This window comes from Phenylobacterium sp. (assembly GCF_036495085.1).
Classification (GTDB): Bacteria; Pseudomonadota; Alphaproteobacteria; order Caulobacterales; family Caulobacteraceae; genus Phenylobacterium.
This window is the reverse complement of sequence record NZ_DASXNL010000028.1, coordinates 1-23,594: the sequence shown is the minus strand read 5'-3', so window position 1 is coordinate 23,594 and position 23,594 is coordinate 1. Positions and strand designations below refer to the sequence as shown.

Sequence of the window (23,594 nt, the reverse complement as noted above, 5' to 3'; positions counted from 1 at the left end):
ACGGAAGCCGGCCATGTCCGACAGCGCCTCTTCGCCCGCCACGCCGACCCCGATGACGGGGTCGCTGCTGGCGATCACCTCGATCGCGCTGGCGCTCGGCACCTTCATGCAGGTGCTGGATTCCACAATCGCCAACGTGTCGATCCCGACCATCGCCGGCAACCTGGGCGTCAGCCCGAGCCAGGGGACCTGGGTCATCACCTCCTTCGCCGTGGCCAACGGCGTATCCGTGCCGCTCACCGGCTGGCTGATGATGCGCTACGGAGTGGTGAGGACCTTTGTGGGCTCGGTCGCGATGTTCACCATCGCTTCGTTCCTCTGCGGGGTTTCCTGGAACCTGCCGTCCCTGATCGTTTTCCGCATCCTGCAGGGCGCGGTCTCGGGCCCGATGATCCCTGGCTCGCAGGCCCTGCTGATCATGATCTTCCCGCCGGCCCGGCGCGGAACGGCGCTGGCGATCTGGTCGATGACCACGCTCGTGGCGCCGATTTGCGGGCCGATCCTCGGGGGCTACATTTCCGACAACTTCTCCTGGCCGTGGATATTCCTGATCAACCTGCCGGTGGGGCTGATCTGCACGGTCATCTGCTGGCGCAACATGCGCACACGCGAGACCCCGACGCTCAAGGTCCCGATCGACCGGACCGGGTTCGTGCTGCTGCTCGTCTGGGTGGGCTCGCTGCAAGTGATGCTGGATACCGGCAAGGACGCCGACTGGTTCAATTCGCCGGCGATCGTCGTCCAGCTGATCATCGCCATTGTCGGATTTGTCGCCTGGTTGATCTGGGAATTGAACGAAGAGCACCCGATCGTCGATCTGTCCCTCTTCCGGTCGCGGAACTTCGTGCTGGCGACGGTGGTCTCCTGCCTGGGTTACGCGGTGTTCTTCGGAGCCAACCTGCTGCAACCGCTGTGGCTCCAGACCCACATGGGCTTCATCGCCACCTGGGCCGGGTTGGTCGCCGCGCCGTCCGGTGTGGTGGCGGTGTTCCTGACGCCGTTCGCCGCGCGGATCATGAACAGGGTCGACGCTCGTTGGCCTGCCAGCTTGTCCCTGCTCGCCTTCGGCGCGTCATTCTTCCTGCGCTCGCTATTCACCAGTGACGTGGACTTCTATGCCCTGGTCATCCCCATGCTGGTACAGGGGATCGCGATGAGCACCTTCTTCGTCTCCCTGCTGACCCTGGCGTTGAACGGGGTTCCGGGACAGCAGGTCCCGCAGGCCTCGGGGCTCTATAGCTTCATGCGCATCACCGCGAGCAGCTTCGCCGCCTCGGTGGTCACCACCGCGTGGGATCGCTCAGCGGCGCTGCATCAGAGCCGCCTGTCGGAGACAATGGGCGCTCAGGATCCGACATTCACGACCGGCTTGCAGAAACTGGAAGGCGCCGGCCTCAGCGCACAGCAAGCGCTTGGCGCAGTGACGAACCAGGTCGTCAACCAGGCTTACCTTCTGGCCACCGTTGACCTCTTCCGTGTCTTTGCCTGGCTCATGGTGATCCTGGTGCCGCTCGTCTGGTTTACCAGCAAGGCGATGGGGGCGGGCGCTAGCCAGCACGCCGCCGACTAGGATCAGCAGGCCTGCATGGCCTTCAGCTTGCGCCACACCGTCATGCGCGAAACGCCGAGCCGGCGGGCGATCTCAACGGGGCCGACGCCGGCGCTCCGCAGGGCCCCGATCTCCTGGTTCGGCGCCGGGCGGCGTTGGCGCAACGACGGCGGTTCCACGGTGGCCATGGCCTCGAGAACGGCGTGCAGCGCCTTTCCGCCAAGCCCTGTGCTGCAGAGTTCCGGCTCGACGATCTGCAGACTCGCGCCGCGCGCCTCCAGTCGCTCCAGCACCTGCAGGATGCCGCGGCTGCTGGGGCCCAGTTGTTCAAGTCTGCCGACCACCAACTGGTCGCCCTTGGCGAGGAAATCCAGGATCGAGTTCAGGACCTTAAAGTCTTCGCCGTCTTCGGCGCGCACGACATGGCAACTCAACGCCTCCAGCGCCGCGGCCTGGCCGGCCGCGTCGGCCCCCAAGCCGCGGTCCTCAACTCTGACGTAGCCGATCCTCAGCATGCGTCCGGCGCTCCACGTCCGGTAGAGAGATTGTGGCGCAGGGTCCCAAAAGCTGCGCGTCGCGCCAAGCCGCTTAAAGGTTAAATCGAAGCAATTCTTCCTTCTGTTCCGCGCCGCGCCGGTAGATGAATTCGCGATCAACCGTGTCGCCGACCTGGAAACCATATTCCCCGGCCTTCTCGAACCCGTGGCGGGCGTAGAAGCGTTGAGCACCGTAATTCTCTGACCAGACACCGATCCAGATGTTTCGCGGGCCCTCACCCAGCAACCAGGCGATGGTCTGGGCGAACAGGCGTGCGCCGAGACCTCCGTTCTGCCACGGCTTCAGGAGGTAGAGGCGCTTGAGTTCGCCGCAATCGGCGGTGACGTCGGGGTGCGGCAGGGCGCAGGGACCGGCAAGCGCGAAACCCACTGCCTCGCCGTCCGCCTCCACCAGCCAGGACGCCTTGGCAGGGTCGGCAAGGTCGGCGCGTGCGCGCTCAGGATTGTAGGCTTCCGCCAGGAAACGCGCGAGGTCGGCCGGCGGATAGAGGTGGCCGAAGGTTTGACTAAAGGTCTGAGCGCCGATGGTGGCAAGCGCGTCGGCGTCGGCGGAGCCCGCGCGTCGGATCAGGGGTTGAAGCATCGGGCGGGCGCAGAATCTTTGATAGGATGGGCCATGACTGTCGCGCTCTACACCCATGTCGATATGTTCGACCACCGCCCAGGCGAGACCCATCCGGAGCGTCCCGAACGGTTGCGCGCCGTGACCGATGCGCTCAGCGACGCCAGTGACGTGAAGTATGTCGTGCGCGACGCCCCACTCGCCGAAGAAGCCGACCTCGTCCGGGTGCACGGCAAGTCCTACCTCGATGCGATCTTCGCGGCGCGGCCGGGGCCCGGCAGGCTGAAGCTCGACGGGGACACCTTCATGTCGGCCGGCAGCCTCAACGCAGCGCGCCGGGCGGCGGGCGCTGTCGTGGCGGCGGTGCGTGACGTGGCCGCAGGTGAGTCGGACCGCGCCTTCTGCGCCGTGCGCCCACCGGGACACCACGCCGAGCCCGGCCTGCCGATGGGCTTCTGCATCTTCTCGAACGTCGCTGTCGCCGCGCGGGCGGCCCAGGCGGCCGGCTTTGCGAGGGTGGCTGTCGTCGATTTCGACATCCACCATGGCAACGGCACACAGGCGGCCTTTGACGGCGAGAAAGGCCTGTTCCTGGCATCGATCCAGCAGTGGCCCATGTGGCCGGGCACCGGCCATCCCTCCGAGCAGACCTCAGACAACATCGCCAACGCCGTCTCGCCCGAGGGCGCCTCGCGGGATGTGTGGCGCAAGGCCTTCGAAAGCCTCATGCCCAGGGTCGACGCCTTCGCGCCGGACCTGATTCTGGTCTCGGCCGGCTTCGACGCCCATGTCCGGGACCCCTTGGGCGCCGGCGGACAGTCTCTCGAAGCTGAAGATTTCGCCTGGGCCACGCGGGCCATCGTCTCGGTAGCCAACCGCCACGCTAAGGGCCGGGTTGTGTCCTCGCTCGAGGGCGGTTACGACCTTGAGGCTCTGGGCTCCTCTGCGCTGGCGCATGTGCGGGCCCTCTCCGAGGGGTAAGGACAAAACGGGTGAGGGGTTGCAAGCCAGCCGTGCGGATGGACTGGCCAGCGCTTTGAACGCGGAGGGACCCACGTCCGCGGCGCGCCGCGCTGGCGTACAGCGACCAGGTGCGATCACGCTGGCCCGCCATGGCGAGCCTGCGCTCTCGCGCAAGGTACGGCTGACGTCGCAGGAATATCGCGATTTCTGGGCGCGCTACGAGACGATGGGACTGCTGCCCGGGCAGGTGCCGCCTGCCGCGCTGCGCGGCTTTGTCGACACATGCGACGTGCTGGTGGCCTCAACTCGCCTGCGCGCGATCGAAAGCGCCCAGACCGTCGGCCACGGCCGCGCGTTCACCCAGGAAGCCCTGCTGGTCGAAGCCCCGCTGCCGCCGCCGAACTGGCCCGCATGGATCAAGCTGTCCCCGCGGCTCTGGGGATTTTTCGCCAGGTTCTGGTGGTGGTACTTCAATCACCATCAGGGCGAGGAGAGCCGCAAACAGGCCGAGCTCCGGGCCGACGAGGCCGCCGCCAAGCTCGACGCCATGGCGGCCTCCGGCCAGAACGTCGTCGTTCTCGCCCACGGCTTCTTCAATATCCTGGTGGGGCGCGCGCTGCGCCGCCGCGGCTGGCGCATGACGGTCCGCGAGGGCTACAAGTACTGGTCTACGCGACGCTTCGAGCGGGGCTAGGAAGAGCACTAAGGAGCAGCATGTCCGAACCGGCCGAGATCGCGCCCCTCACCTTCGAACAGGCGCTCGCCGAGTTGGAGCAGATCGTCGCACGCTTGGAGTCCGGGCAGGCGCCGCTGGAGGATTCCATCCGCATGTATGAGCGCGGCGCAGCCCTGAAGGCGCATTGCGAAACCCGCCTGGAGGCCGCGCGACTGCGTGTCGAGAAGATTGTCGTGGGCGCGGCTGGCGCCCAAGGTGTCGAGACGGCCGAGTTCAAATGACGAGCGTGCTTACAGCGGCGCCCCTCGCCCAGCGCGTTGCGGCGGCGGCCGACCTGGTCACAGTGGCGCTCGACGAGTTGCTTCCCCGCGCCGACGGCCCGGAAGGGCGCCTGACCGAGGCGATGCGCTATGCCGCGCTCGGGCCCGGCAAACGGTTGCGCACCTTCTTTGCGCTCGAGGCGGGGAAGATGTTCGACGTGCCTGAGCGCTCGGTGCTGCGAACTGCCTGCGCGCTCGAGTGCATCCAGGCCTACAGCCTGATCCATGACGACCTGCCGTGCATGGACGACGACGACATGCGCCGCGGCCGGCTGACCGTGCACAAGGCGTACGACGAGGCGACCGCGGTGTTGGCCGGCGACGCCCTGCAGACCGCGGCCTTCGAGATCCTCGCCCATCCCGACACCTGTTCCGACGGCGCGCTCAGGGCGGAGCTCGTCATGAAGCTTGCCCAGGCAACGGGCGCCAAAGGCATGGCAGGTGGCCAGATGATCGATATCCTGGGCGTGCGCGACGACCTCGGGGGTGTGGCGCGGATGCAACGGCTGAAGACGGGCGCATTGATCGCCTGCGCCTTCGAACTGCCCCTGGTGCTGGCCAGGGCCAAGGATTCAGAGCGCCACGCCATGCTGGCCTTCGCCCATGACCTGGGCCTCGCCTATCAGATCGTCGACGACCTGCTGGACGCCGAGGGCGACGCCGACAGTCTCGGCAAAGCGGTCGGCAAGGACGCCATTAAGGGGAAGGCGAACTTCGTCACTCTGCTCGGCGTGGAGGCTGCACGTGAGCGGCTGAGCGTCCTTGCGGTCCAGACCAAGACCCATCTGGACCCCTTCGGCGGGGCGGCCGAATTCCTGCGGGCGAGCGTGGATTTCGTGCTAGAGCGCCGTAACTAATTTGGTCCGGTCCGGTTCGTTTAGCCCCATGCCCGCAACCCCCTTGCTCGACACGATCACCTCGCCGGCTGACACGCGGGCGCTCTCAATCGCACAGCTCAAGACGCTGGCGGACGAGGTTCGCGCCGAGACCATCGAGGCGGTTTCCCAGACTGGCGGCCACCTGGGCGCCGGCCTCGGCGTGGTCGAACTGACGGTCGCCCTGCATCATGTCTACGAAACACCGAAGGATATCCTGATCTGGGACGTCGGCCACCAGGCCTACCCGCACAAGATCCTTACCGGCCGACGTGAACGTATCCGCACCTTGCGCCAGGCGGGCGGTCTTTCGGGCTTCACCAAGCGAGCGGAGAGCCCATACGACCCGTTCGGCGCGGCGCACGCCGCCACCTCGATTTCCGCCGCCCTGGGCTTCGCCGCCGCCCGTGACCAAAAGGGCGAGGACAACCGGGTCGTGGCGGTGATCGGCGACGGATCGATGAGCGCCGGGATGGCCTACGAGGCGATGAACAACGCCGCGGAGACCACCAAACAGCTTACGGTCATCCTCAACGACAACGACATGTCGATCGCCCCGCCTGTGGGCGGGATGAGCGCCTACATGGCTCGGCTGGTTTCAGGCGGTGGTTACCGCTCGATCCGCCGCGTCGGCAAGTCGATGGCCAAGGCGTTCCCCAAACCGCTGCAGGAAGCGGCCCGAAAGGCTGAGGAATACGCCCGCGGCATGGTCACCGGGGGGACCTTTTTCGAGGAGCTTGGCTTCTACTATGTCGGCCCGATCGACGGTCACGACATGGACGCCCTGGTCCACGTCCTGCACAACGCCCGCGCCATCGTCGACAAGCCCGTGCTGGTTCATGTCGTGACCCAGAAGGGCAAGGGCTACGGCCCGGCCGAGAACGCCGCCGACAAACACCACGCGGTGGTGAAGTTCGACGTGGTCACCGGGCAACAGGCCAAGGGACAGGCCGCGGCCCCAAGCTACACCAAGGTCTTCGCGCAGGAGCTGATCAAGCGCGCCGAGATCGATCCTACGATCGTCGCCATCACCGCGGCCATGCCGTCGGGCACGGGACTGGACCTCTTCGAGGAACGTTTTCCTGACCGCACCTTCGATGTGGGCATCGCCGAGCAGCACGCGGTGACCTTCGCTGCGGGGCTGGCCGCGGACGGGATGAAGCCGTTTGCGGCTATCTATTCGACCTTCCTGCAGCGCGGCTACGATCAGGTGGTCCACGACGTGGCGATCCAGCGCCTGCCGGTGCGCTTCGCCATGGACCGCGCAGGGCTCGTGGGCGCCGATGGCCCGACCCACGCAGGCTCGTTTGACATTGGCTTCATGGGGGCGTTGCCCGGCGTGGTGCTGATGGCCCCCGCCGACGAGGCGGAGCTCGCCCGCGCCATCGCCACCGCGGTCGAGATCGACGACCGGCCGAGCGCCTTCCGTTATCCGCGCGGCGAGGGGACCGGGGTCGAGATTCCGGCGCTGGCGCTGCCCTACGAGATCGGCAAGGGCCGCGTCCTGCGCGAGGGGACGGCGGTTGCTATCCTGTCCTTCGGCACGCGCCTGGGCGAGGCTCTGAAGGCTGCCGACATGCTGGCCGCTCGGGGCCTCTCGGCCACGGTCGCCGACGCCAGGTTCGCCAAGCCCCTGGACGTTGACCTGGTCCTCAGGCTGGCGCGCGAGCACGAGGCCCTCATCACTGTCGAGGAAGGCGCCGTCGGCGGCTTCGGCTCGTTCGTCCTGCAGGCTCTCGCAGACCATGGCGCACTGGACCGCGGCCTGAAAGTCCGCAGCCTCGTCCTCCCCGACGTGTTCCAGGACCAGGACAAGCCCGAAGCGATGTACGCCCAGGCCGGGCTCGACGCCGAAGGCATCGTCCGCGGGGCGCTGGCCGCCCTGGGCGCCGACAATATCGCGGCGAAAGGCTGGCGAGCCTAGTTCGGGACGTCGCGCGGGCTCAAGATGAGGGTGTCTTGTCTCTCTCAGCCCGCAGGGTTCCGCCATCGGCCCCGGTGAGCGTCAAGCCTGCGCTGTCGAAGGTGACGTTGAGGTCCGAGGCCGCGACATAGAACCGGTCCGGTCCATTTTGCTGCAGGGAAACCTGAGGCACGCCGGTCACCTGACCAAGCAGCCCACCCATGGGATCAGTCGTCACGGTGATCTTGCGGCCGTCCGGCATGCGGTAGACACCGAGGTAGCGCGCCATCGTCGTCGGGGGCAGCTTGGCCTGCTTTGCGCCCAACGGCATCGCCGGCGGCAGCACCCATGGAAAGCCGTCCGTGATGAGCCGCGGATAGTAGGAGAGGTGGGTTTCCCCGGCGTAGAGCTGGGTCTTCAGGGCGATCCCCGGCTGGCCCTTCAGTCCCTTGGTCAGGGCCTTGAAGCCGTCGGTCATCTGGCTGCTGCCGCCCGGCACGCCCGAGCCTTCCTTCTCGCCGACGCTGAGGAAAACCCGTTGGCCATGAGCTTTCGGCGCGGCCTCGGCCACCTTGCGGATCAGGTGCGGATCGGCCCACGCCGAAACGCTACCGATCACGTAGCCGTAAAAGGCGTCCGGCTTGTCGGCGAAGACATTCGCGGCGAAGAGGCCGCCGAACGAATGGCCGAAAAGCACCGCCCGGGCCGGATCGGCCGGAAACCTGGCCTCGATGAATGGCCTTAAGTCCTCCAGCAGGAAAGCCTCAAACGCCGCGCCGCCGCCGCCGTAGGTCGCCTTGTCCTGGGTGGTTTTGTTGTGCAGCAGGTCGGTGTTTCGGAAGAGGGCCTGCCCTGGCAGGTAGCCGACGCTTACGATGATCGCCGGCTCCATGGCCCCGGTGTTGGAGAGCAGGGAGCCTTGAGCCCCGGCCAGGCCATAGCCGCTGTCCAGCGCATAGACGGCCGGCAGCTTTTGGCCAGGCAGGAAGACGGTGGCGGAGGGTGTGTTCACGGTTACGGCGAAGTCGCGGCCGAGCCGGTCGGAATGGAGCACGAGCCGGGTGTAGCTCGGCGGCAAGGCCGGGTTCTCCGAGACGACCTTCAGGGGTTCGGCCAGCACCGGCGTCGATAACGCCAGCGCGGCCAAGACCTCAACGATGATCCGACGCATGACTTCCCCCCGGCCCGCCATAGGGCGGAGCGGCCAAGCTACGCCCGTAGTCCAGGCAGTCAAACGGCTGCGGGCCCTGGGCGTCGACCCTTAGAACGGCGAGAACTTCTCGATCAGCGATTGCCCCGCCGGGGTCTTCTGGACGCGGCTGATGTCGCCGCGGCCGCCGTAGTTGATGCGGGCCTCGGCGATCTGGGTGTGCTTGATGGTGTTGGAGGAGGAGATGTCCTCCGGGCGCACGATGCCGGCGACGGTAAGCTGGCGTACTTCGGTGTTGGTGCGGACTTCCTGGGTGCCCTGGATCACCAAGTTGCCGTTGGCAAGCACCCCAGAGACCACCGCAGCGATGGTCAGGCTGATCTTCTCCGCTCGGTTGACCGCCCCCGCGCCGTCATTGGAGGTCTTGGAGTTGGTCGAGAGCGCATTGGCTGGATCGTAGCCGCCCGGCAATAGTTTCCCCAGGCTCGACTCGAGGCCGAGCAGGTGCGGGATACCGGCGGTCACGCCGGATGTCCGCGAGGTCGATGTCGAGTTGGTGGTCTTGGCGCTGTCGTCGATGTCGATCTGCACCGTGAGGATGTCGCCGACCTTGGACGCGCGCTGGTCATTGAAGAAGGTCCGCGCCCCGACCCGCCAGAGCGAGTTGGCGCTGGCCGGCTGCGGTACGTCGCGAGCCACGATCCTCTGTTCCATCGGTGCGAGCGCGGCTGGATATCCGACCGCGGCAAGTTCGGGACCGTGGACGGCTTCAGCGACCGTGGTGCAGGCGCCGAGAGGGGCGATGAGCAGGATGGCGGCGGTGAGGCGGGAACGCATCGGCACTTCCTTCAGCGGACAGCGTAACGGAGGGATCGGGCGGTCTTCAGCTCTTCGGCCTGCGGTCCTACGACGGCCTGGCCCGGTCCGGTGACGAGGGTCTGAACAACCTTCTTGGAGACTGTGTTCTGGACGGACAGCGTCTCGCCGACGCCGGCTGAGCCCATGGCCTTGCCTTCCAGCGCGAGCGATACGCCATCGGCGGCGTAGGACACGATCACCACGTCGCCAGCTTTGATCACCTGGGCTGCCCCGAGGTCGTGCGCCTGGACGACCGCGCCTTGCCGAAGCGGACGCTTGGCGACCTGACCGATCACCGCCTCGGCGTCGGATGGGGCGTCGATCGTGGCCGCGGCGGCCTTGGCCCAGACCACGTCCGAGGGCTGGACGATCTCGCCGGCCGACAGGCTGCGTGTGTAGGTAAGCACCTCGACGTTGCCGCGGGGTGCGGCGACGGCGGCGGTCGCAGAGGCGGCGTGGACGACGCCAGCATGGACGACGATAGTGCGCAGGCCCTCTGCATTGGCCCAGTCGAGGCCGGCGCGATGGGCGATGCGCTGCACCGCCGCGGCGTCGAGCGCGACGGTCGCGCCTTCGCGCGCCGCCACGCGAACGCCGGCGGCCGCGCCGGCGCCGTCGAAGAGATCACCCAGGGTGACGACGCCGTCGGCATTGGCTGTGTCGGCTTTGAGCGTGACGGCCTGGCCGGCGATCGCCGGGCCGGCGACCAGCAGCGCCGCGGCGAGGATGGCGAGCGCGCGCATGGCCTTAAGACTTCACCTGGTTGGCGACGCCCAGCATGTTGTCGGCCGTGGAGATCACCTTGGAGTTCATCTCGTAGGCCCGTTGGGCGACGATCAGGGCGGTGATCTCGGTGACCGGATCGACGTTGGAGGCCTCGGTGTAGCCCTGCATCAGTTGACCGTACCCGGCGGCGCCGGGGGTCCCTGTGATGGGCGCGCCGGAGGCGGCGGTCTCTTTGAAGAGGTTCGCGCCCTGCGCGGAGAGGCCGCCTTCATTCATGAAGCTGGCGAGCTCGAGCGTGCCCACGACGTTGGGCGTCGGCGAACCCGGTTGGGTGACCTGCACCTGACCGGAGGCGGAGATGCTGATGTCGGAGGCGTCCTGCGGGATCGAGATCGCCGGCTGAACCAGGTAGCCGTCCTGGGTGACCAACTGGCCCTGGTCGTTGACCGCGAAGTTGCCGGCGCGCGTGTAGGCGAGGTCGCCGGTCGGCGTCATCACCTGGAAGAAGCCGCGACCGTTGATAGCCAGGTCAAGCTTGTTGCCGGTGGCGGTCGTCGTGCCCTGGGTGTTGATCCTGTAGACCGAGCCCGCCTTGACGCCGGCCCCCACCTGAACGCCGGTGGGCACGATCGTGCCCTGGTCTGAGGACTGGGCGCCGGCCTGCTCGAGCGTCTGATAGAGCAGGTCCTGGAATTCGGCCCGCTGCTTCTTGAAGCCAACCGTATTCATGTTGGCGATGTTGTTGGAGATCACCTCGACATTGAGCTGCTGGGCGGCCATGCCCGAGGCGGCGGTACGAAGGGCTTGCATCGCTCAGTTCCTCACTATTGGACGCGGCCGAGGCGCGCGATCGAGTTGCGCGTCAGATCGGATTGGGATGACATCATCTGGGTGACTTGTTCGTAGGCCCGGCTGACCTCGATCATCCGGGTGATCTGCAGGATCGGGTTCACGTTGGAGCCCTCGAGCATGCCCTGGCGCACTTTCGGGTCGGTGACCGCCGTAGCCTGCTGGTTGGAAGGGTTCTGGTAGAGATTGCCGCCGGTCTTTTCGAGCGCCGACAGGCTCTCGAACTTGAAGACGCCGATCTTTCCGATGCGCTCGGTCCCCTGACTCACCGTGCCGTCCGGGGCGATGCTGACTTGACCGGGTTTGGCCGGATCAACGGTGATCTCGCCGCCCCCGTCGTCGGAGACGGTGTCGCCGGCCTGTGTGGTCAGCCGCCCGGTGTCGTCGGTGCGGAAGTGCCCGTCGCGGGTGTAGCGCTCACCAGCCGAGGTAGTGACCTTGAAGAACCCCGGGCCGTCGACAGCCAGGTCGAGCGGCGCGTCGGTGCGGCGCAGGCCGCCCTGACCGAAGTCGCGCGCTACGCCGTCGTCGCCCACGAACTTGACCGGTCGGGGCCCCTCGGCGGTGAACGCCGGCGGACCCGGCACCTCCTTGGTCATCAAGGATTCGACCTTGAAGCCGTTGGTGTCGGCATTGGCGATGTTGTTGGCGACGATGTCCATTTCGCGCCGCAACACCATCTGGCGCGACAGTCCGACATAGATAGCGTTGTCCATTAATTTGTAGCCCTAGAGACGCGACACCTTCGCTGTCTCGAGCTGCAAGCTTCGGGCCAACTGAAAACGCTTGATAATACAACGACCAAGAAAGTTAACGCGGGGCCGTCGGCGGAAAATGCCGGGCAGGGTTGGCCCTCGTTAATCTCCGTTAAAAACCGCTTCTTAACCAAACCTGGGCCATTGCGTCGGGATCAGGTTTCTAAGGAACGCGCGCGTGGCCGAGGAGAAGGCCCAGGGGGGCCCCGAAGGGGACGCTGGGCAGGGCGAAGAGGGCGGGGGCGCCAAATCGGCGAAGAAGCTCTCCATGAAGATGATGCTGATGGCCGGCGCCGGCGCCCTGGTGGTGCTGGGCGGCGGCGGCGGCGCGGCTTTCATGTTCCTCAAGCCGAAGCCTGATGCGGTCCACGGCGCCGCTGCAAAGAAGCCTGCCAAGAAGGGCAAGGACGACAAGGGGAAGGATGAGAAGGGCGCGGGACAGGTCACCGACGGCCCCGATGGCGTCCTCTTCTACACGATGCCCGACGTGGTGGTGAACATGCAGACGGCCGACGGCCGGCCGACCTTCCTGAAGCTGAAGCTGACGCTGGAACTGCCCGACCAGGCGACGGTCGAGACCTTGGAGCCGAACATGCCGAGGCTGCAGGACATGTTCCAGACCTTCCTTCGCGAACTGCGGCCGGAAGACCTCTCTGGCAGTCAGGGTTCCTACCAGCTGCGCATGGAAATCCTGCGCCGGGTCAACCTGGTGATCGCCCCTTCGAAGGCCAACGCCGTGCTCATCGAGGAGATGCTGATCAACTAGCGCGCCGCCTCCGAGCGGCGCCAGCGATCGCTTTCACGCATGGCCGACGAACCCAAAGATCTTGCCCAAGACCTCCAGGCCGCCGCTGGCGCGCCGAATGCGTGGCCGGGGGCAGAGAGCGAGCCGCTGGCCGAGCGAATCCTCAATCAGGACGAAATCGACAGTCTGCTGGGCTTCGATCTCTCCGACGAGGAAGGCGGCGAGCGCACCGGCATCCGGGCGATCATCAACTCGGCGCTGGTTTCCTATGAGCGCCTGCCGATGTTGGAGATCGTCTTCGACCGGCTGGTCCGGTTGATGACCACCAGCCTGCGGAATTTCACCTCCGACAACGTCGAGGTGAGCCTCGACAACATCTCCTCCATCCGCTTCGGCGATTACCTCAACTCGATCCCGTTGCCGGCGATCCTGTCGGTGTTCCGCGCCGAGGAACTGAACAACTACGGCCTGCTGACGGTCGATTCGAACCTGATCTATTCGATTGTCGATGTCCTGCTGGGCGGGCGTCGTGGCACGGCGGCCATGCGGATCGAGGGGCGCCCCTACACCACCATCGAGCGCGTCCTGGTGCAGCGAATGGTCGAGGTGGTGCTGAGCGACGCACGCGAGGCGTTCGAGCCCCTGACCCCGGTCACCTTCACGCTCGATCGCCTGGAGACCAACCCGAGGTTCGCCGCCATCGCCCGGCCGGCCAACGCCGCCATCCTCGTGAAGCTGCGCATCGACATGGAAGACCGCGGCGGGCGCATCGAACTCCTGCTGCCCTACGCCACCCTCGAGCCCATCAGGAAGATGCTGCTGCAGCAGTTCATGGGTGAGAAGTTCGGCCGCGACAACATCTGGGAAGGCCACCTCGCCACCGAGCTCTGGACGACCAACATGGAGGTCCGCGCCGTGCTCGACGAGCAACAGCTGGGCCTGAAGCAGGTGCTCGACCTGAAGGTCGGCGACACCCTGATGCTGAACGCGACACCCGACAGCCTGATCGAGCTGCGCGCAGGCGCCATTCCGCTCACCCGCGGCCGAATGGGCCGTCGCAACTCCCACATCGCCGTCCGCGTCGAAGCGCCATTGACGCCCAGCGCACGGAAAGCCGTGCAGAGGAATTCATGAGCATTGTCGGTGTTGCCCTCAATCTGCTTCTCGCAGGTCTTCTGGTCGCCGCGCTCGCGATGGGCTGGCGGCTGAACCGCCGGCTGAAGGCGCTTCGCGACAGCCATGACGGTTTCTCCATCGCCGTTCAGGAACTCAACAGGGCCGCCGCGCGCGCCGAACAGGGACTGGCCGACCTTCGCGCCGCAACTGACGAAGCCGTCGACCTGCTGGCAGATCGCATCGACAAGGGCCGGACGCTGGCCGCAAAGTTGGAGCGGCTGATCGACCACGCGCCCGCGACGCCGCGCCAGCAGTCGCCAACGCCTACGGCCGATCCGGTGGCCGAGCGTCGCCTGGGCGCATTGCTCGCCGCGGCGCGGGAATCGCGGCCGGAGCGCGGCCTGGCGGCCGAGCGCGGCGCCCAGGCCGAACGGCTGACCTCACTGCAGCGGCCGGCCCCGCTTCGCCGCAACGTTGAGGATGACCTGTTCGACGACGAGCCCCTCACGCTCGGCTTGACCCGCGGAGCGGCCAGGTGAAGTCGATGCCTCGCCTCCTGCCACTGGTCGGCATAGCGGTAGGCGGCGTTCTGGCGATCAATGCCCTGGCCGGCGCTCGCGACCTGCCTGGCCTCATCTCAGGCGACAAGGCCTTCGCCGAAGAAGCGGCCGTCAAGACGAAGCCGGTCAAAGGCGGCGCCAAGGCCAAACCGGACGACAAGTCCAATTCCGCGGACAAGTCGGCGAAGGCCGAGGTGGGCGAGTCCAAGGACGCCGCCGGTGTCGCGCTTCCTCCGCCGACCCTCCAGCCCCGTGCCGCCTGCGCGCCAACCGCGGCCGAACTTGCCAAGGAGGCCGGCCTGTCGCCGGCGGAACTGCAGCAACTTCAGAACCTCGGCGCGCGCCGAACCCAGCTCGACCAGCGCGAGGCCGATCTTTCGACTCAGCTCGCCCTGCTGGCGACCGCGGAGGCCAAAGTCGACGCGAAGCTCAAGGCCCTGACGGGCCTCAAGGCCGACGTGCAGGGCCTGCTGACTCAGGCCGACGGCCGGGAAGACGCCGAGGTGGACCGCCTGGTCAAGGTCTTCGAGGGCATGAAGACCAAGGACGCCGCCGCGAGGATGGCGATCCTCGAGGACAGCGTGCGCCTGCCGATCGCGGCCAGGATGAAGGAGCGTTCGCTCTCGGCGATCGTCGGTCAGATGCCGCCTCAGGAGGCCAAAAAACTGACCGAATCGCTCGCTCACCGCTTCGTCGCCGCCCAGACGCTGGCTCAGAACGCCGCCAGGGCTGATGCGGTGGCGCCCACGCCAGCCGCTGACGCTGCGGCGAAGGCTCCAACCAAGGCCAAGCCTGCGCGCCAGTCCAGGAAGGCTGCAGCCCGCAAGGCTGCTCCCGCCAGCGAGGAGGCGAGCGCGACGCCTCCGGCTGTCGCCGCCCCGGCGCGTGCGGCCACCCCGCCGCCGCCGCCCAAGGCGGGATAGCCGATGGACCTGCGCCAAGCCCTGCGCGCAGGCGTTGCGACGCTCGCCGTCGCTGCGGCCATCGTCGTCCCCGCCGGAGCGGCCCCCCGGGCGGGCATCGAGCTGCGGATCGCCCAGGCCAACGGGTTCTCGCGTCTGGAGTTTCCCGGGGCCGCCAGTGCGCAGGTCAAGCGCAAGGGACAGACCCTGACCCTGACCTTTCCACGCGATGCCGACCCCGACATCTCTCGCCTGCGCACCTCTCCGCCGAAGTGGATCAAGACCGCCGAAAAGCGGCACGTGGCAGGTCGTCTTGAACTCGTCCTGACACTCACCGATGACGCTGATTTTAAGGCCGATTCCGCCGACGGCGCCGCGTTCGTGAATGTGTTCCAGAAGGCGGCGCCCAGCGCAGCCGAACTGGCTGCGGCCGGGGGCGCCGCCGAGCCGCAACGCCCCAATCCGGTCCCGGCCGGCGGCGTGGTCCACATGGAATCCAAGGTGGTCAACGCCCAGGTGCAGTTGAGCTTCACCTGGGCCAACCCGGCCGGGGCGGCTGTGTTCCGGCGGGGCGATGCGGTGTGGGTGGTCTTTGATGCTCCAGCCACCATCGACCTCGGCCACGCCCCGCGCGGCCTCGTTCAGTTCTCGAGCGTCCGGGCGACGCGCGGCGCCGACTACTCGGCGGTCCGCATAGAGGCGGCGCACGGCGTCCCGGTGTTCGCCACCGCCGTTGGCCCGACCTGGACAATTGCGCTCGGCCCGGGTGACCAGGGCGATCCCAGCGTGATCCGGTTGACGCGCGACGAGGCCGATGGGCCGGCGACACTCAAAGCGGCGGTGGCGGGCGCGACCCGGGTCGTGCAGATGACGGACCCCCAGGCCGGCGACACCTTGAGCGTGGTCACCGCGCTCGGGCCGGCCAAGGGGCTGGCCACCCGGCGTGACTACGTGCAATTGGCCGTGCTGCCGTCCGTGCAGGGGCTGGCGGTCGAATCCTTTATCCCCAACCTCGCCGTCGTCCGTGACGGCGACATCGTGCGCATGAGCCGCCCGCTGGGCCTGGCGCTCTCCCCCAGTCGCTCGACCCTGGAGGCTGAGCAACTGGGCCTCGACACGCCCAGGCCGGCGCTGATGCCGGGGCTGATCGACTACGAGAACTGGCCCAGGACCGGCGCAAAAGGCTTCCTGGCCCGATACAACGGCCTTTTGAGCGCGGCCTCCATTGAGGGCGCCGGCAAGGACAAGAACGCTCCGACGGCCGCGCGCATGGCGCTTGCTCGCTTTCTGGTGGGTTCGGAGCTGTCGTTCGAGGCGATCGGGGTGCTCAACGACGCGGCGCGCGCCAGCCCGCGCCTGATGGACACGCCGGAGTTCCGCGGGCTGCGCGGCATCGCACGCGTCATGGCGCGCCGCTACAAGGAGGCCGAGGCGGATTTCTCGGCGCCGGCGCTGTCCGAGGATCGCTCGAGTGCGCTTTGGCGGGCCTACGTCGCCGCCCAGCTTGGGCAATTGCCGGAGGCGCGCAGTCAGTTCGCCCGGGGCGTGGAAACCTATTCATTGTTCTCGCCGACCTGGCGCGCGCGTTTCGCCCGCGCTGACGCCCAGGCGGCGCTTGCCCAGGGCGATCTTGCGACCGCCGATGAGCGCATCCGCCTCGCGCTCGCCAACGAAACCGACGTCACCGAACAACTTGCGACGCGGCTCGCGCAGGCCCGGATCATCGAGCAGCAGGGCCACAAGGACCGGGCGCTGAGGATGTACACGGCCATCGCCACGGTCCCGATGCAGTCGCTGGCCTCGCCGGCCCTGCTCCGGGCCACGCAGATCAAACTGGAGATAGGCAAGCTCACACCCTTGCAGGCCGCCGCAGTGTTCGACGGGCTGCGCTACCGCTGGCGCGGTGACGCGACCGAACTGGAGACCATCCGGGCGCTCGGCCAACTCTACCTGGGCCAGGGGCGCTATCGTGAGGCGTTGGAAGCGTTTCGCTCCGCCGGGTCTCGGCTGCCGGACCTGCCCGCGGCCCTGCAGCTGCAGTCCGACCTGGCGGCGGCGTTCCGGGCTCTGTTCCTGAACGGCAACGCCGATGGGCTGGAGCCGATCCAGGCCTTGGCGCTGTTCTACGACTTCAAGGAGCTGACGCCGCTGGGCGCCGACGGGGACCTGATGGTGCGCAAGCTGGTGCGCCGGCTGGTGGACGTGGATCTCCTGGATCAGGCCGCCGAACTCCTGAAATATCAGGCTGAGAACCGCCTCGACGGCGTGCCTCGCGCGCAAGTCGCCACGGACCTGGCGGTGATCTACCTGATGGACAAGAAGCCCGAGCAGGCCATTCAGGCGATCAACTCATCGCGCACCACCGTCCTGCCCGCCGCACTCAACGCCGAGCGGCGCTTGATCGAGGCCCGCGCGTGGGCAGGGGTCGGCCGCTATGACGCCGCCTTGGAGATCATCGAGAAGGACACCTCGAAAGAGGGCCAGGACCTGCGCGGCGAGATCAACTGGAAGCAGAAGGACTGGGCCAAGGCCGGCCCGCAATTCGAAAAGGCGCTGGGGACCCGCTGGAAGGATGCAACTCCGCTCTCCGCCGAAGAAGAGGGCAAGCTGCTGCGCGCCGGCGTCGCCTATAGCCTGGCGGGCGACCAGGCGGCGCTGAGCCGCCTTAGCGGTCAGTATGGCCGCTTCTTTGAGGGCGCGCACAATCCCGAGGCGCTGCGAATCGCGCTCACCGGCGTTTCGGCCGATCGCCTGAGCGTCGCCGATTTCAGTCGTGTCAGCGCCGACAACGAGGCTTTCACGGGCTGGGTGGACAAGATGAAGGAGCGCTTCAAGAGCCGCCCTGCGCCGACGGGGACCGGCAAGCCCGCCTCCTCGGCGCCGACGCCGGGGAAACAGGCGCAGGCCGCAGCGCCCGGCGGCGCAAACGGTTAAGTGGCGAACTTAAGGCGGTTGCAACATCCCGGCAGGAAACCGATGCTACTAGGGACGGAAAAGCTGGGAGTTTGTCTGTGAAACGAGCCCTGTTAGCTGCAAGCGCTGTCATCGCCGGCGTCGGTCTTGTCGGCTTGGCCGCGCCTGTCGGAATCGCCGCCGACACGCCCACTGCGACGCCGCAGCGGGTCGACGACTTCCAGCTTACAGACCACACGCGGCTGGCGCAGCACCTCTACTATTTCGGCTACGCGCCCGCGATCGTCATGATGACGCGGTCCAACGGCGCGGCTTCCTCGCGGGCCGGTGACGCTGCGTTGCAGAAGCTCTCCGACGCCTACAAGAAACAGGGCGTCGTCGTCTGGGCGTTGGACTCCAATCTCGCCGACAGCCGAGACGCCGTCGCCGCCGAGGCCGTCAAGGAGGGGCTGAGCGTCCCGGTGCTGATGGACGAGCAGCAACTGGTGGGCGAGTCGCTGGGCGTGCAACGCGACGGCGAGGTCTTCGTGATCGACCCGAAGACCTGGCGCGTCGCTTACCGCGGCCCTCTGGACGCGCATGCCGGACAGGCGGTGGATGCGCTCCTGGCCGGACAGAAACCTGCGGTGACACGCATCGCCTATACCGCCGGCAAGCCCGTCGCCTTCCCTGAGCGCGCCCGCGCGGCCGAGTTCGGAAATATCTCCTATTCCAAGGAGATAGCCCCGATCCTGCAGGAGAAATGCGTCACTTGCCACGTGAATGGCGGCATCGGCCCCTTTGCGATGAACAGCTACGAGGTGATCAAGGGCTTCGCCCCGATGATCCGCGAGACTGTGCGCACCCATCGCATGCCGCCCTACTTCGCTGACCCGCACATTGGCGTCTTCAAGAACGACCAGGGCCTCACGCCCGACCAGACCAAGCTGCTGGTGCACTGGATCGAGGCGGGCGCGCCGCGCGGCGCCGGGGCCGACCCGCTGCTCGCCAATGCCTCGAAGGTTGCGCCGGACTGGCCGGAAGACCTCGGAAAGCCCGACGTGATTGTCGACCTGCCGGCCTTCAAAGTGCCGGCCACGGGGTTGGTCGAGTATCAGAACCAGGTGGTTCCCAATCCCTTCACCCAGGACACCTGGCTGAAGGCGATCGCCATGAAGCCGGGCGACCGGCGCGTGCTGCACCATGTGGTCTCCAACCACATCCCCGACCCCAACCAGCCGGCGGCGGCCATTCCGGGCGGCTCGGTGGGCTCCTACACGCCCGGCGCGCAGCCGCAGGTCATGGCCGACAACTCAGGCGCCCCGGTGCCGGCTGGAGGCAAGCTGCACTTCCAGATGCACTACACGACCATGGGCAAGGAGACGGTCGATAAGAGCGAGGTCGGCTTCTACACGCTGAAGACTCCGCCCCAGTACATCAAGCGCTCGGCCGTTATCTCGACGTTCGCCCTGATGATCCCGGCCGGCGAAGCGCGCCACCAGGAGGTCGCCTACCTGACCTTCCCGGCCGACGCCTACCTCTACACGCTGTACCCGCACGCTCATTACCGCGGCTACCACGTGGAACTGAAAGAGGTGACGCCGGACGGCAAGCAGACGATGCTGCTTTCGCTGCCCAAGTACGACTTCAATTGGCAGCGCGACTACGATCCGGTGAAGCCGATCCTGGTGAAGGCCGGAACCAAGCTGGTCGCGACCTGGGTCTACGACAACTCCGAACACAATCCGGCCAATCCGGACCCCAAGCGCAACGTCACCTGGGGCGAGCAGACCCCCGATGAGATGATGTATTTCCGGGTCAATTACCGGTGGGCCGACGAGACGACGACCCACGTCCGCAACGACCTTCAAGGGAAGCTGTTCGCCTCGCAGATGATGGGCTCGCTCGACTCCAACCTCGACGGGTTCATAGAGCCGAATGAGCTCAAGGGTCCCCTGGCGGGCCTTAGGGCAAAGTTCGCCGAACTCGACCTTAACCACGATGGGAAGCTCGATCAGGCGGAACTGGCGAAGGCCATGCCAAGCCGCCGGATGGCTCGCGCCAAGGGTGAGACGCCCGACCTCTAGTCGGGCGCCTTGTAGCTAAGCTGGAATCAACTCGCGGAGCTCAGCCTAAGTTCAGGTTCGGAGTGCGTGGGATCGGACGTTACCGCCCAGCCGACTAAGTAGTGCAATGGTTGCGCTATCGAAATGCAAAGGGCCGGGTGGCCTGAGAAGCGCGATCCGCGCACTCGCCCGATCACCGATCGGCGCAGAGCGGTCCAACCGCGGCCGCCGATCCAGGGCGGGAAAGCGGACGTGCCAAAGAACCTTGCAGGGCGGAAACGCGACCTCGGAGGCGAACACCCTCGCCCCTCGGGGTTCGCCCTGATGGCTGCACCCCAATGTCCGCCTGAACAATGTGGCCTTGCACACTTCACGCGTTGCCGGACCACGGAGGTCGCATGCCCAAGGGAAAGCCCAATATCCTCTTCGTCATGAGCGACGACATCGGCTGGTTTAATATCAGCTGCAACAACAATGGGATCATGGGGTACCGCACCCCCAACATCGATCGGATCGCGAAAGAGGGGGCCAATTTCACCGATTTCTACGGCCAGCAGAGCTGTACTGCAGGCCGGGCCGCTTTCATCACGGGGCAATCACCGATCCGCACAGGCCTCACCAAGGTTGGCCTGCCCGGAGCGAAGCTAGGCCTCACCGCAGAGGACCCGAGTGTCGGCCAGTTCATGAAGAACCTGGGTTACGCCACCGGCCAGTTCGGCAAGAACCACCTGGGTGACCGCAACGAACACCTGCCCACCGTCCACGGCTTCGACGAGTTCTTTGGCAACCTCTACCATCTTAACGCCGAGGAGGAGCCGGAGAACCCCGACTATCCGAAGGACCCGAAATTCCGGAAGCAGTTCGGGCCGCGTGGCGTGCTGAAGTGCAAGGCCAGCGAAAAGGATGATCCGACAGAAGACGAAGCCTTTGGCCCGGTCGGCAAACAGGTGATCGAAAACACCGGCCCGATGGATCGCAAACGGATGGAGACGATCGACGAGGAATTTCTCGCCTCTGCGTTGGATTTCATGGATCGCAAGACCAAGGAAGGCGGTCCCTGGTTCTGTTACTTCAACACCACTCGCATGCACATCTGGACTCACCTGAAGCCGTCGTCCGATGGCAAGACAGGTCTCGGCCTCTATCCCGACGGTATGGTCGAACTCGACGGATACGTCGGCCAACTCTTGAAGAAGCTGGACGATCTGGGAGTGGCCGACGACACGATCGTGGTCTTCACCACGGACAACGGCGCAGAGGTGATGTCATGGCCGGACGGCGGTTCGACGCCGTTCCGCGGCGAAAAGGACACCAACTGGGAAGGCGGCTGGCGAGTGCCTTGCGTTATGCGCTGGCCGGGCGTGATCGAGCCTGGACGGGTGATCAACGACATCTGCTCGCTTCAGGACTTCATCCCGACCTTCGCCGCAGCGGCAGGCGAGCCCGATCTCATCGCCAAGGTGAAGAAGGGCTACGAAATCGGCGGCAAGACCTTCAAAGTTCACCTGGATGGCGAGAATTTGCTGCCCTTCCTGAAGGGCGACGTCGATGAGTCGCCGCGTGAAGGCTTCCTCTATTGGAGCGATGACGGCGACGTGCTGGCCTTGCGCGTCGGGAATTGGAAGACAGTTTTCGCGGAGCAGCGCCATCATGGGCTTGATGTCTGGCGCGAGTCCTTCGACGTGCTGCGGGCCCCAAAGATCTTCAATCTGCGCGCAGACCCGTTCGAACGCGGCGACGAGAGCTTGTTCTACGACAAGTGGATGGGCGACCGCGCGTTCCTGCTCGTGCCGGCGCAAGCGATCATCGGCAAGTGGCTGGAAAGCTTCAAGGAGTTCCCGCCACGCGCCAAGTCGGCGAGCTTCAGCATCGACCAAGTGGTCGAATCCCTGATGCCCAAGTCTTAAGAGCAGCTAGCTCGCTGGCTTACCGATGGGATGGTCCCGCTAAGGGCCGAAAGCTCGCCTTGGTGTCGATTCGCCAGAGGACTCTGCGAATGACGGCGCAGGGTGGATTGTGTTGAAAAACCCCATTTTCCTTCCGCCCCCTCGAATTTCAGGGTCATGGACGGGCTGATTGAAAAAGGCCGCGGGGACCTCACGCGATCAAGGTGATGGCCGAGCCGTCCCGCCCAGTGGCCCCCGCCGCAATGTCCGGGAAAGACCGGAGGGACGCGGGCTCCGGGTGGCAAGAAACTCCGGACTTCCTATCCAGGAGGACGCCACCGACGTCGACCCCGGCCAGATTGCCCCCGATCCGCGCAGCTTCCGCCCCAAGGGCGCCGAGACCGAGACGCGGATTGGGCCGCTCGTCTTGAACGACCAGGGCCTGCCCGACCAGGCATCCATCGACCGCCTATACGCCGAGCGGGACTTTCAGCGAGCCTGCCAGGCCCATCTGTGGGGCCTGCCGCTCGTCGCTTACGGCCAATGGCAGAACCAGCACGAGACGGTGTTCGGGGCCAAGGACGGCGACATCGTCAAGTATGTGTCGGTGCGCGACAAGCTGGGCCTGATCACCGCCAATGCGACGACGCCCTATGTGATGGGGTTCGTGAACACCGCTCGCACGGGTCCGCTGGTCGTCGAGATCCCGTCTGGAGAGATCGCCGGCGGCTTCAGCAGCTTCTGGGAGCGCGGCATCTCCGACTGCGGCCTGACCGGGCCGGACAAGGGCAAGGGCGGACGTTTCTTGGTTCTGGGGCCCGGGCAGGAGACCCCAGCCGGTGTCAAGTTCGACTACGAGGTGCGCTCGCCCACCTTCAACGTCTTCCACGCCTTCCGTGTGCTGACAACCGACGCGGTGGACGGCGAGCGGATCCTCAATGGCTACCAGGTCTATCCGGCCAAGGACGCGGCCAACCCGCGCAAGACGCGGGTCGTAACCCCCGACGGCAGGGCGTGGAGTGGCACCCAGCCCCGCGGCATGGCCTATTGGGAGCGGCTCAACGAGTACCTTCAGATTGAGCCCGTGAGAGAGGAGGATCGCCTCTTCATGGCTATGCTGAAGCCGCTGGGCATCGAGAAGGGCAAGCCCTTCAAGCCGAACGCCGCCCAGACCACGGCGCTGACCGATGGCGCGGAAATCGGCCAGCTGATGGCGATCGCCAACTCCTTCGACAAGCGCTTCGACAGGGCGCGTTACGGCGGCCACTGGGACCGGACCGTCAACGTGTCCGCAAGCCAAGAGGCGGAGTTCTACTCGCAGCTCGATGAGCGCTCCTCATGGTTCTACGAGGCGGTCGGCCTGTCGGCCGGCATGACTACGAAGACGCCTGGCCAGGGGCAGGCCTATCTCTCGGCGTACCGCGACGCCAAAGGGCGGTGGTTCGACGGCGGCAAAACCTATCGCCTGCACGTGTCGCCGAACGTGCCGGCCAAGCAGTGGTGGTCGGTGGCGCTCTACGACCTCGAGACCCGTTGCTTCATTGAGTCCCTCGCGAGAAACCCCGTCCTTCCGGGCGGGGAGGTAAGCGATTGCGGCCGGCGGCCGCTTCTCCGGGGTTGAACAGCACGGTGACGCCTGTAGATTCGAGGCGATGATCCATCGCGGCTTCCGCTACAAATTGGC

At 66.5% G+C, this 23,594-nt stretch carries 21 protein-coding genes; 14 read left to right on the top strand and 7 right to left on the bottom strand.

What is annotated here, in order from left to right; genetic code table 11:
* Positions 1-13: 13 nt before the first annotated feature.
* A complete protein-coding gene (locus VGI62_RS04580) occupies positions 14-1,570 on the top strand; it encodes a DHA2 family efflux MFS transporter permease subunit (protein ID WP_331503211.1) in 1,557 nt (518 codons plus the stop codon).
* Positions 1,571-1,572: 2 nt separating this feature from the next.
* On the opposite strand, the gene VGI62_RS04575 is transcribed toward VGI62_RS04580, so the two are convergent.
* Both VGI62_RS04575 and VGI62_RS04570 read right to left on the bottom strand, forming a co-directional pair.
* Positions 1,573-2,064: a recombinase family protein gene (locus VGI62_RS04575; RefSeq protein WP_331503210.1), complete on the bottom strand. Its 492-nt coding sequence runs from the start codon at positions 2,062-2,064 to the stop codon at positions 1,573-1,575.
* A gap of 73 nt (positions 2,065-2,137) precedes the next feature.
* Positions 2,138-2,689 carry a GNAT family N-acetyltransferase gene (locus VGI62_RS04570; protein WP_331503209.1) on the bottom strand — a complete coding sequence of 184 codons (552 nt, stop codon included), beginning with the start codon at positions 2,687-2,689 and terminating at the stop codon, positions 2,138-2,140.
* Between the two features lie 33 nt (positions 2,690-2,722).
* Here VGI62_RS04570 and VGI62_RS04565 point away from each other — a divergent pair, with 33 nt between their 5' ends.
* The 5 genes from VGI62_RS04565 to dxs are packed head-to-tail and all read left to right on the top strand — an operon-like array spanning position 2,723 to position 7,426.
* Entirely contained in the window at positions 2,723-3,649 is a 927-nt protein-coding gene (locus tag VGI62_RS04565) for a histone deacetylase family protein (RefSeq protein WP_331503208.1), read from the top strand.
* Positions 3,650-3,668: 19 nt separating this feature from the next.
* On the top strand, positions 3,669-4,325 hold the full coding sequence (locus VGI62_RS04560; protein WP_331503207.1) for a histidine phosphatase family protein: 657 nt from the start codon (positions 3,669-3,671) through the stop codon (positions 4,323-4,325).
* 20 nt (positions 4,326-4,345) lie between these two features.
* The gene (locus VGI62_RS04555) at positions 4,346-4,588 is read left to right on the top strand and encodes an exodeoxyribonuclease VII small subunit (protein WP_331503206.1); all 243 of its coding nucleotides are present in this window, start codon (positions 4,346-4,348) and stop codon (positions 4,586-4,588) included.
* Entirely contained in the window at positions 4,585-5,484 is a 900-nt protein-coding gene (locus tag VGI62_RS04550) for a farnesyl diphosphate synthase (RefSeq protein ID WP_331503205.1), read from the top strand. Before VGI62_RS04555 ends, VGI62_RS04550 begins: the two co-directional genes overlap by 4 nt.
* Before the next feature lie 28 nt (positions 5,485-5,512).
* Positions 5,513-7,426 carry a 1-deoxy-D-xylulose-5-phosphate synthase gene (gene dxs / locus VGI62_RS04545; protein WP_331503204.1) on the top strand — a complete coding sequence of 638 codons (1,914 nt, stop codon included), beginning with the start codon at positions 5,513-5,515 and terminating at the stop codon, positions 7,424-7,426.
* 19 nt (positions 7,427-7,445) lie between these two features.
* Here the strand turns inward: dxs and VGI62_RS04540 are convergent, their stop codons facing one another.
* From VGI62_RS04540 to flgF, 5 genes are all read right to left on the bottom strand, one after another.
* Positions 7,446-8,576 (bottom strand): alpha/beta hydrolase, encoded by a 1,131-nt coding sequence (locus tag VGI62_RS04540; RefSeq protein WP_331503203.1) that lies wholly within the window; start codon positions 8,574-8,576, stop codon positions 7,446-7,448.
* A 90-nt stretch (positions 8,577-8,666) separates the two neighbouring features.
* Entirely contained in the window at positions 8,667-9,392 is a 726-nt protein-coding gene (flgH, locus tag VGI62_RS04535) for a flagellar basal body L-ring protein FlgH (RefSeq protein WP_331503202.1), read from the bottom strand.
* Between the two features lie 11 nt (positions 9,393-9,403).
* A complete protein-coding gene (flgA, locus tag VGI62_RS04530; protein ID WP_331503201.1) occupies positions 9,404-10,156 on the bottom strand; it encodes a flagellar basal body P-ring formation chaperone FlgA in 753 nt (250 codons plus the stop codon).
* Between the two features lie 4 nt (positions 10,157-10,160).
* Positions 10,161-10,949, bottom strand: a complete 789-nt coding sequence (gene flgG, locus VGI62_RS04525; protein ID WP_331503200.1) for a flagellar basal-body rod protein FlgG — start codon at positions 10,947-10,949, stop codon at positions 10,161-10,163.
* A gap of 14 nt (positions 10,950-10,963) precedes the next feature.
* Positions 10,964-11,704: a flagellar basal-body rod protein FlgF gene (flgF, locus tag VGI62_RS04520; RefSeq protein ID WP_331503199.1), complete on the bottom strand. Its 741-nt coding sequence runs from the start codon at positions 11,702-11,704 to the stop codon at positions 10,964-10,966.
* A 217-nt stretch (positions 11,705-11,921) separates the two neighbouring features.
* On the opposite strand from flgF, the gene VGI62_RS04515 reads away from it, so the two are divergent.
* The 8 genes from VGI62_RS04515 to VGI62_RS04480 all read left to right on the top strand — a co-directional run bounded on the left by VGI62_RS04515 (position 11,922) and on the right by VGI62_RS04480 (position 23,531).
* Entirely contained in the window at positions 11,922-12,509 is a 588-nt protein-coding gene (locus tag VGI62_RS04515; RefSeq protein ID WP_331503198.1) for a flagellar basal body-associated FliL family protein, read from the top strand.
* 39 nt (positions 12,510-12,548) lie between these two features.
* Positions 12,549-13,622, top strand: a complete 1,074-nt coding sequence (gene fliM / locus VGI62_RS04510) for a flagellar motor switch protein FliM (protein ID WP_331503197.1) — start codon at positions 12,549-12,551, stop codon at positions 13,620-13,622.
* Positions 13,619-14,143 carry a DUF6468 domain-containing protein gene (locus VGI62_RS04505; protein WP_331503196.1) on the top strand — a complete coding sequence of 175 codons (525 nt, stop codon included), beginning with the start codon at positions 13,619-13,621 and terminating at the stop codon, positions 14,141-14,143. The genes fliM and VGI62_RS04505 overlap by 4 nt, the downstream gene beginning before the upstream one ends.
* Before the next feature lie 5 nt (positions 14,144-14,148).
* Positions 14,149-15,087, top strand: a complete 939-nt coding sequence (locus tag VGI62_RS04500) for a MotE family protein (RefSeq protein ID WP_331503286.1) — start codon at positions 14,149-14,151, stop codon at positions 15,085-15,087.
* A gap of 3 nt (positions 15,088-15,090) precedes the next feature.
* Complete coding sequence (locus VGI62_RS04495) at positions 15,091-18,000, top strand: endoglucanase (protein ID WP_331503195.1); 2,910 nt, start codon at positions 15,091-15,093, stop codon at positions 17,998-18,000.
* A gap of 77 nt (positions 18,001-18,077) precedes the next feature.
* On the top strand, positions 18,078-20,045 hold the full coding sequence (locus VGI62_RS04490; RefSeq protein ID WP_331503194.1) for a hypothetical protein: 1,968 nt from the start codon (positions 18,078-18,080) through the stop codon (positions 20,043-20,045).
* Between the two features lie 377 nt (positions 20,046-20,422).
* Positions 20,423-21,931, top strand: a complete 1,509-nt coding sequence (locus VGI62_RS04485) for an arylsulfatase (RefSeq protein ID WP_331503193.1) — start codon at positions 20,423-20,425, stop codon at positions 21,929-21,931.
* Between the two features lie 277 nt (positions 21,932-22,208).
* A complete protein-coding gene (locus VGI62_RS04480; RefSeq protein ID WP_331503192.1) occupies positions 22,209-23,531 on the top strand; it encodes a DUF1254 domain-containing protein in 1,323 nt (440 codons plus the stop codon).
* Positions 23,532-23,594 lie beyond the last annotated feature (63 nt).

Excerpts from the sequence above, each read along its gene's own strand:
- VGI62_RS04580 (WP_331503211.1), top strand. The coding sequence starts at position 14 with ATGTCCGACAGCGCCTCTTCGCCCGCCACGCCGACCCCGATGACGGGG.
- VGI62_RS04575 (WP_331503210.1), bottom strand. The coding sequence starts at position 2,064 with ATGCTGAGGATCGGCTACGTCAGAGTTGAGGACCGCGGCTTGGGGGCC.
- VGI62_RS04570 (WP_331503209.1), bottom strand. The coding sequence starts at position 2,689 with ATGCTTCAACCCCTGATCCGACGCGCGGGCTCCGCCGACGCCGACGCG.
- VGI62_RS04565 (WP_331503208.1), top strand. The coding sequence starts at position 2,723 with ATGACTGTCGCGCTCTACACCCATGTCGATATGTTCGACCACCGCCCA.
- VGI62_RS04555 (WP_331503206.1), top strand. The coding sequence starts at position 4,346 with ATGTCCGAACCGGCCGAGATCGCGCCCCTCACCTTCGAACAGGCGCTC.
- VGI62_RS04550 (WP_331503205.1), top strand. The coding sequence starts at position 4,585 with ATGACGAGCGTGCTTACAGCGGCGCCCCTCGCCCAGCGCGTTGCGGCG.
- dxs (WP_331503204.1), top strand. The coding sequence starts at position 5,513 with ATGCCCGCAACCCCCTTGCTCGACACGATCACCTCGCCGGCTGACACG.
- VGI62_RS04540 (WP_331503203.1), bottom strand. The coding sequence starts at position 8,576 with ATGCGTCGGATCATCGTTGAGGTCTTGGCCGCGCTGGCGTTATCGACG.
- flgH (WP_331503202.1), bottom strand. The coding sequence starts at position 9,392 with ATGCGTTCCCGCCTCACCGCCGCCATCCTGCTCATCGCCCCTCTCGGC.
- flgA (WP_331503201.1), bottom strand. The coding sequence starts at position 10,156 with ATGCGCGCGCTCGCCATCCTCGCCGCGGCGCTGCTGGTCGCCGGCCCG.
- flgG (WP_331503200.1), bottom strand. The coding sequence starts at position 10,949 with ATGCAAGCCCTTCGTACCGCCGCCTCGGGCATGGCCGCCCAGCAGCTC.
- flgF (WP_331503199.1), bottom strand. The coding sequence starts at position 11,704 with ATGGACAACGCTATCTATGTCGGACTGTCGCGCCAGATGGTGTTGCGG.
- fliM (WP_331503197.1), top strand. The coding sequence starts at position 12,549 with ATGGCCGACGAACCCAAAGATCTTGCCCAAGACCTCCAGGCCGCCGCT.
- VGI62_RS04505 (WP_331503196.1), top strand. The coding sequence starts at position 13,619 with ATGAGCATTGTCGGTGTTGCCCTCAATCTGCTTCTCGCAGGTCTTCTG.
- VGI62_RS04500 (WP_331503286.1), top strand. The coding sequence starts at position 14,149 with ATGCCTCGCCTCCTGCCACTGGTCGGCATAGCGGTAGGCGGCGTTCTG.
- VGI62_RS04495 (WP_331503195.1), top strand. The coding sequence starts at position 15,091 with ATGGACCTGCGCCAAGCCCTGCGCGCAGGCGTTGCGACGCTCGCCGTC.
- VGI62_RS04485 (WP_331503193.1), top strand. The coding sequence starts at position 20,423 with ATGCCCAAGGGAAAGCCCAATATCCTCTTCGTCATGAGCGACGACATC.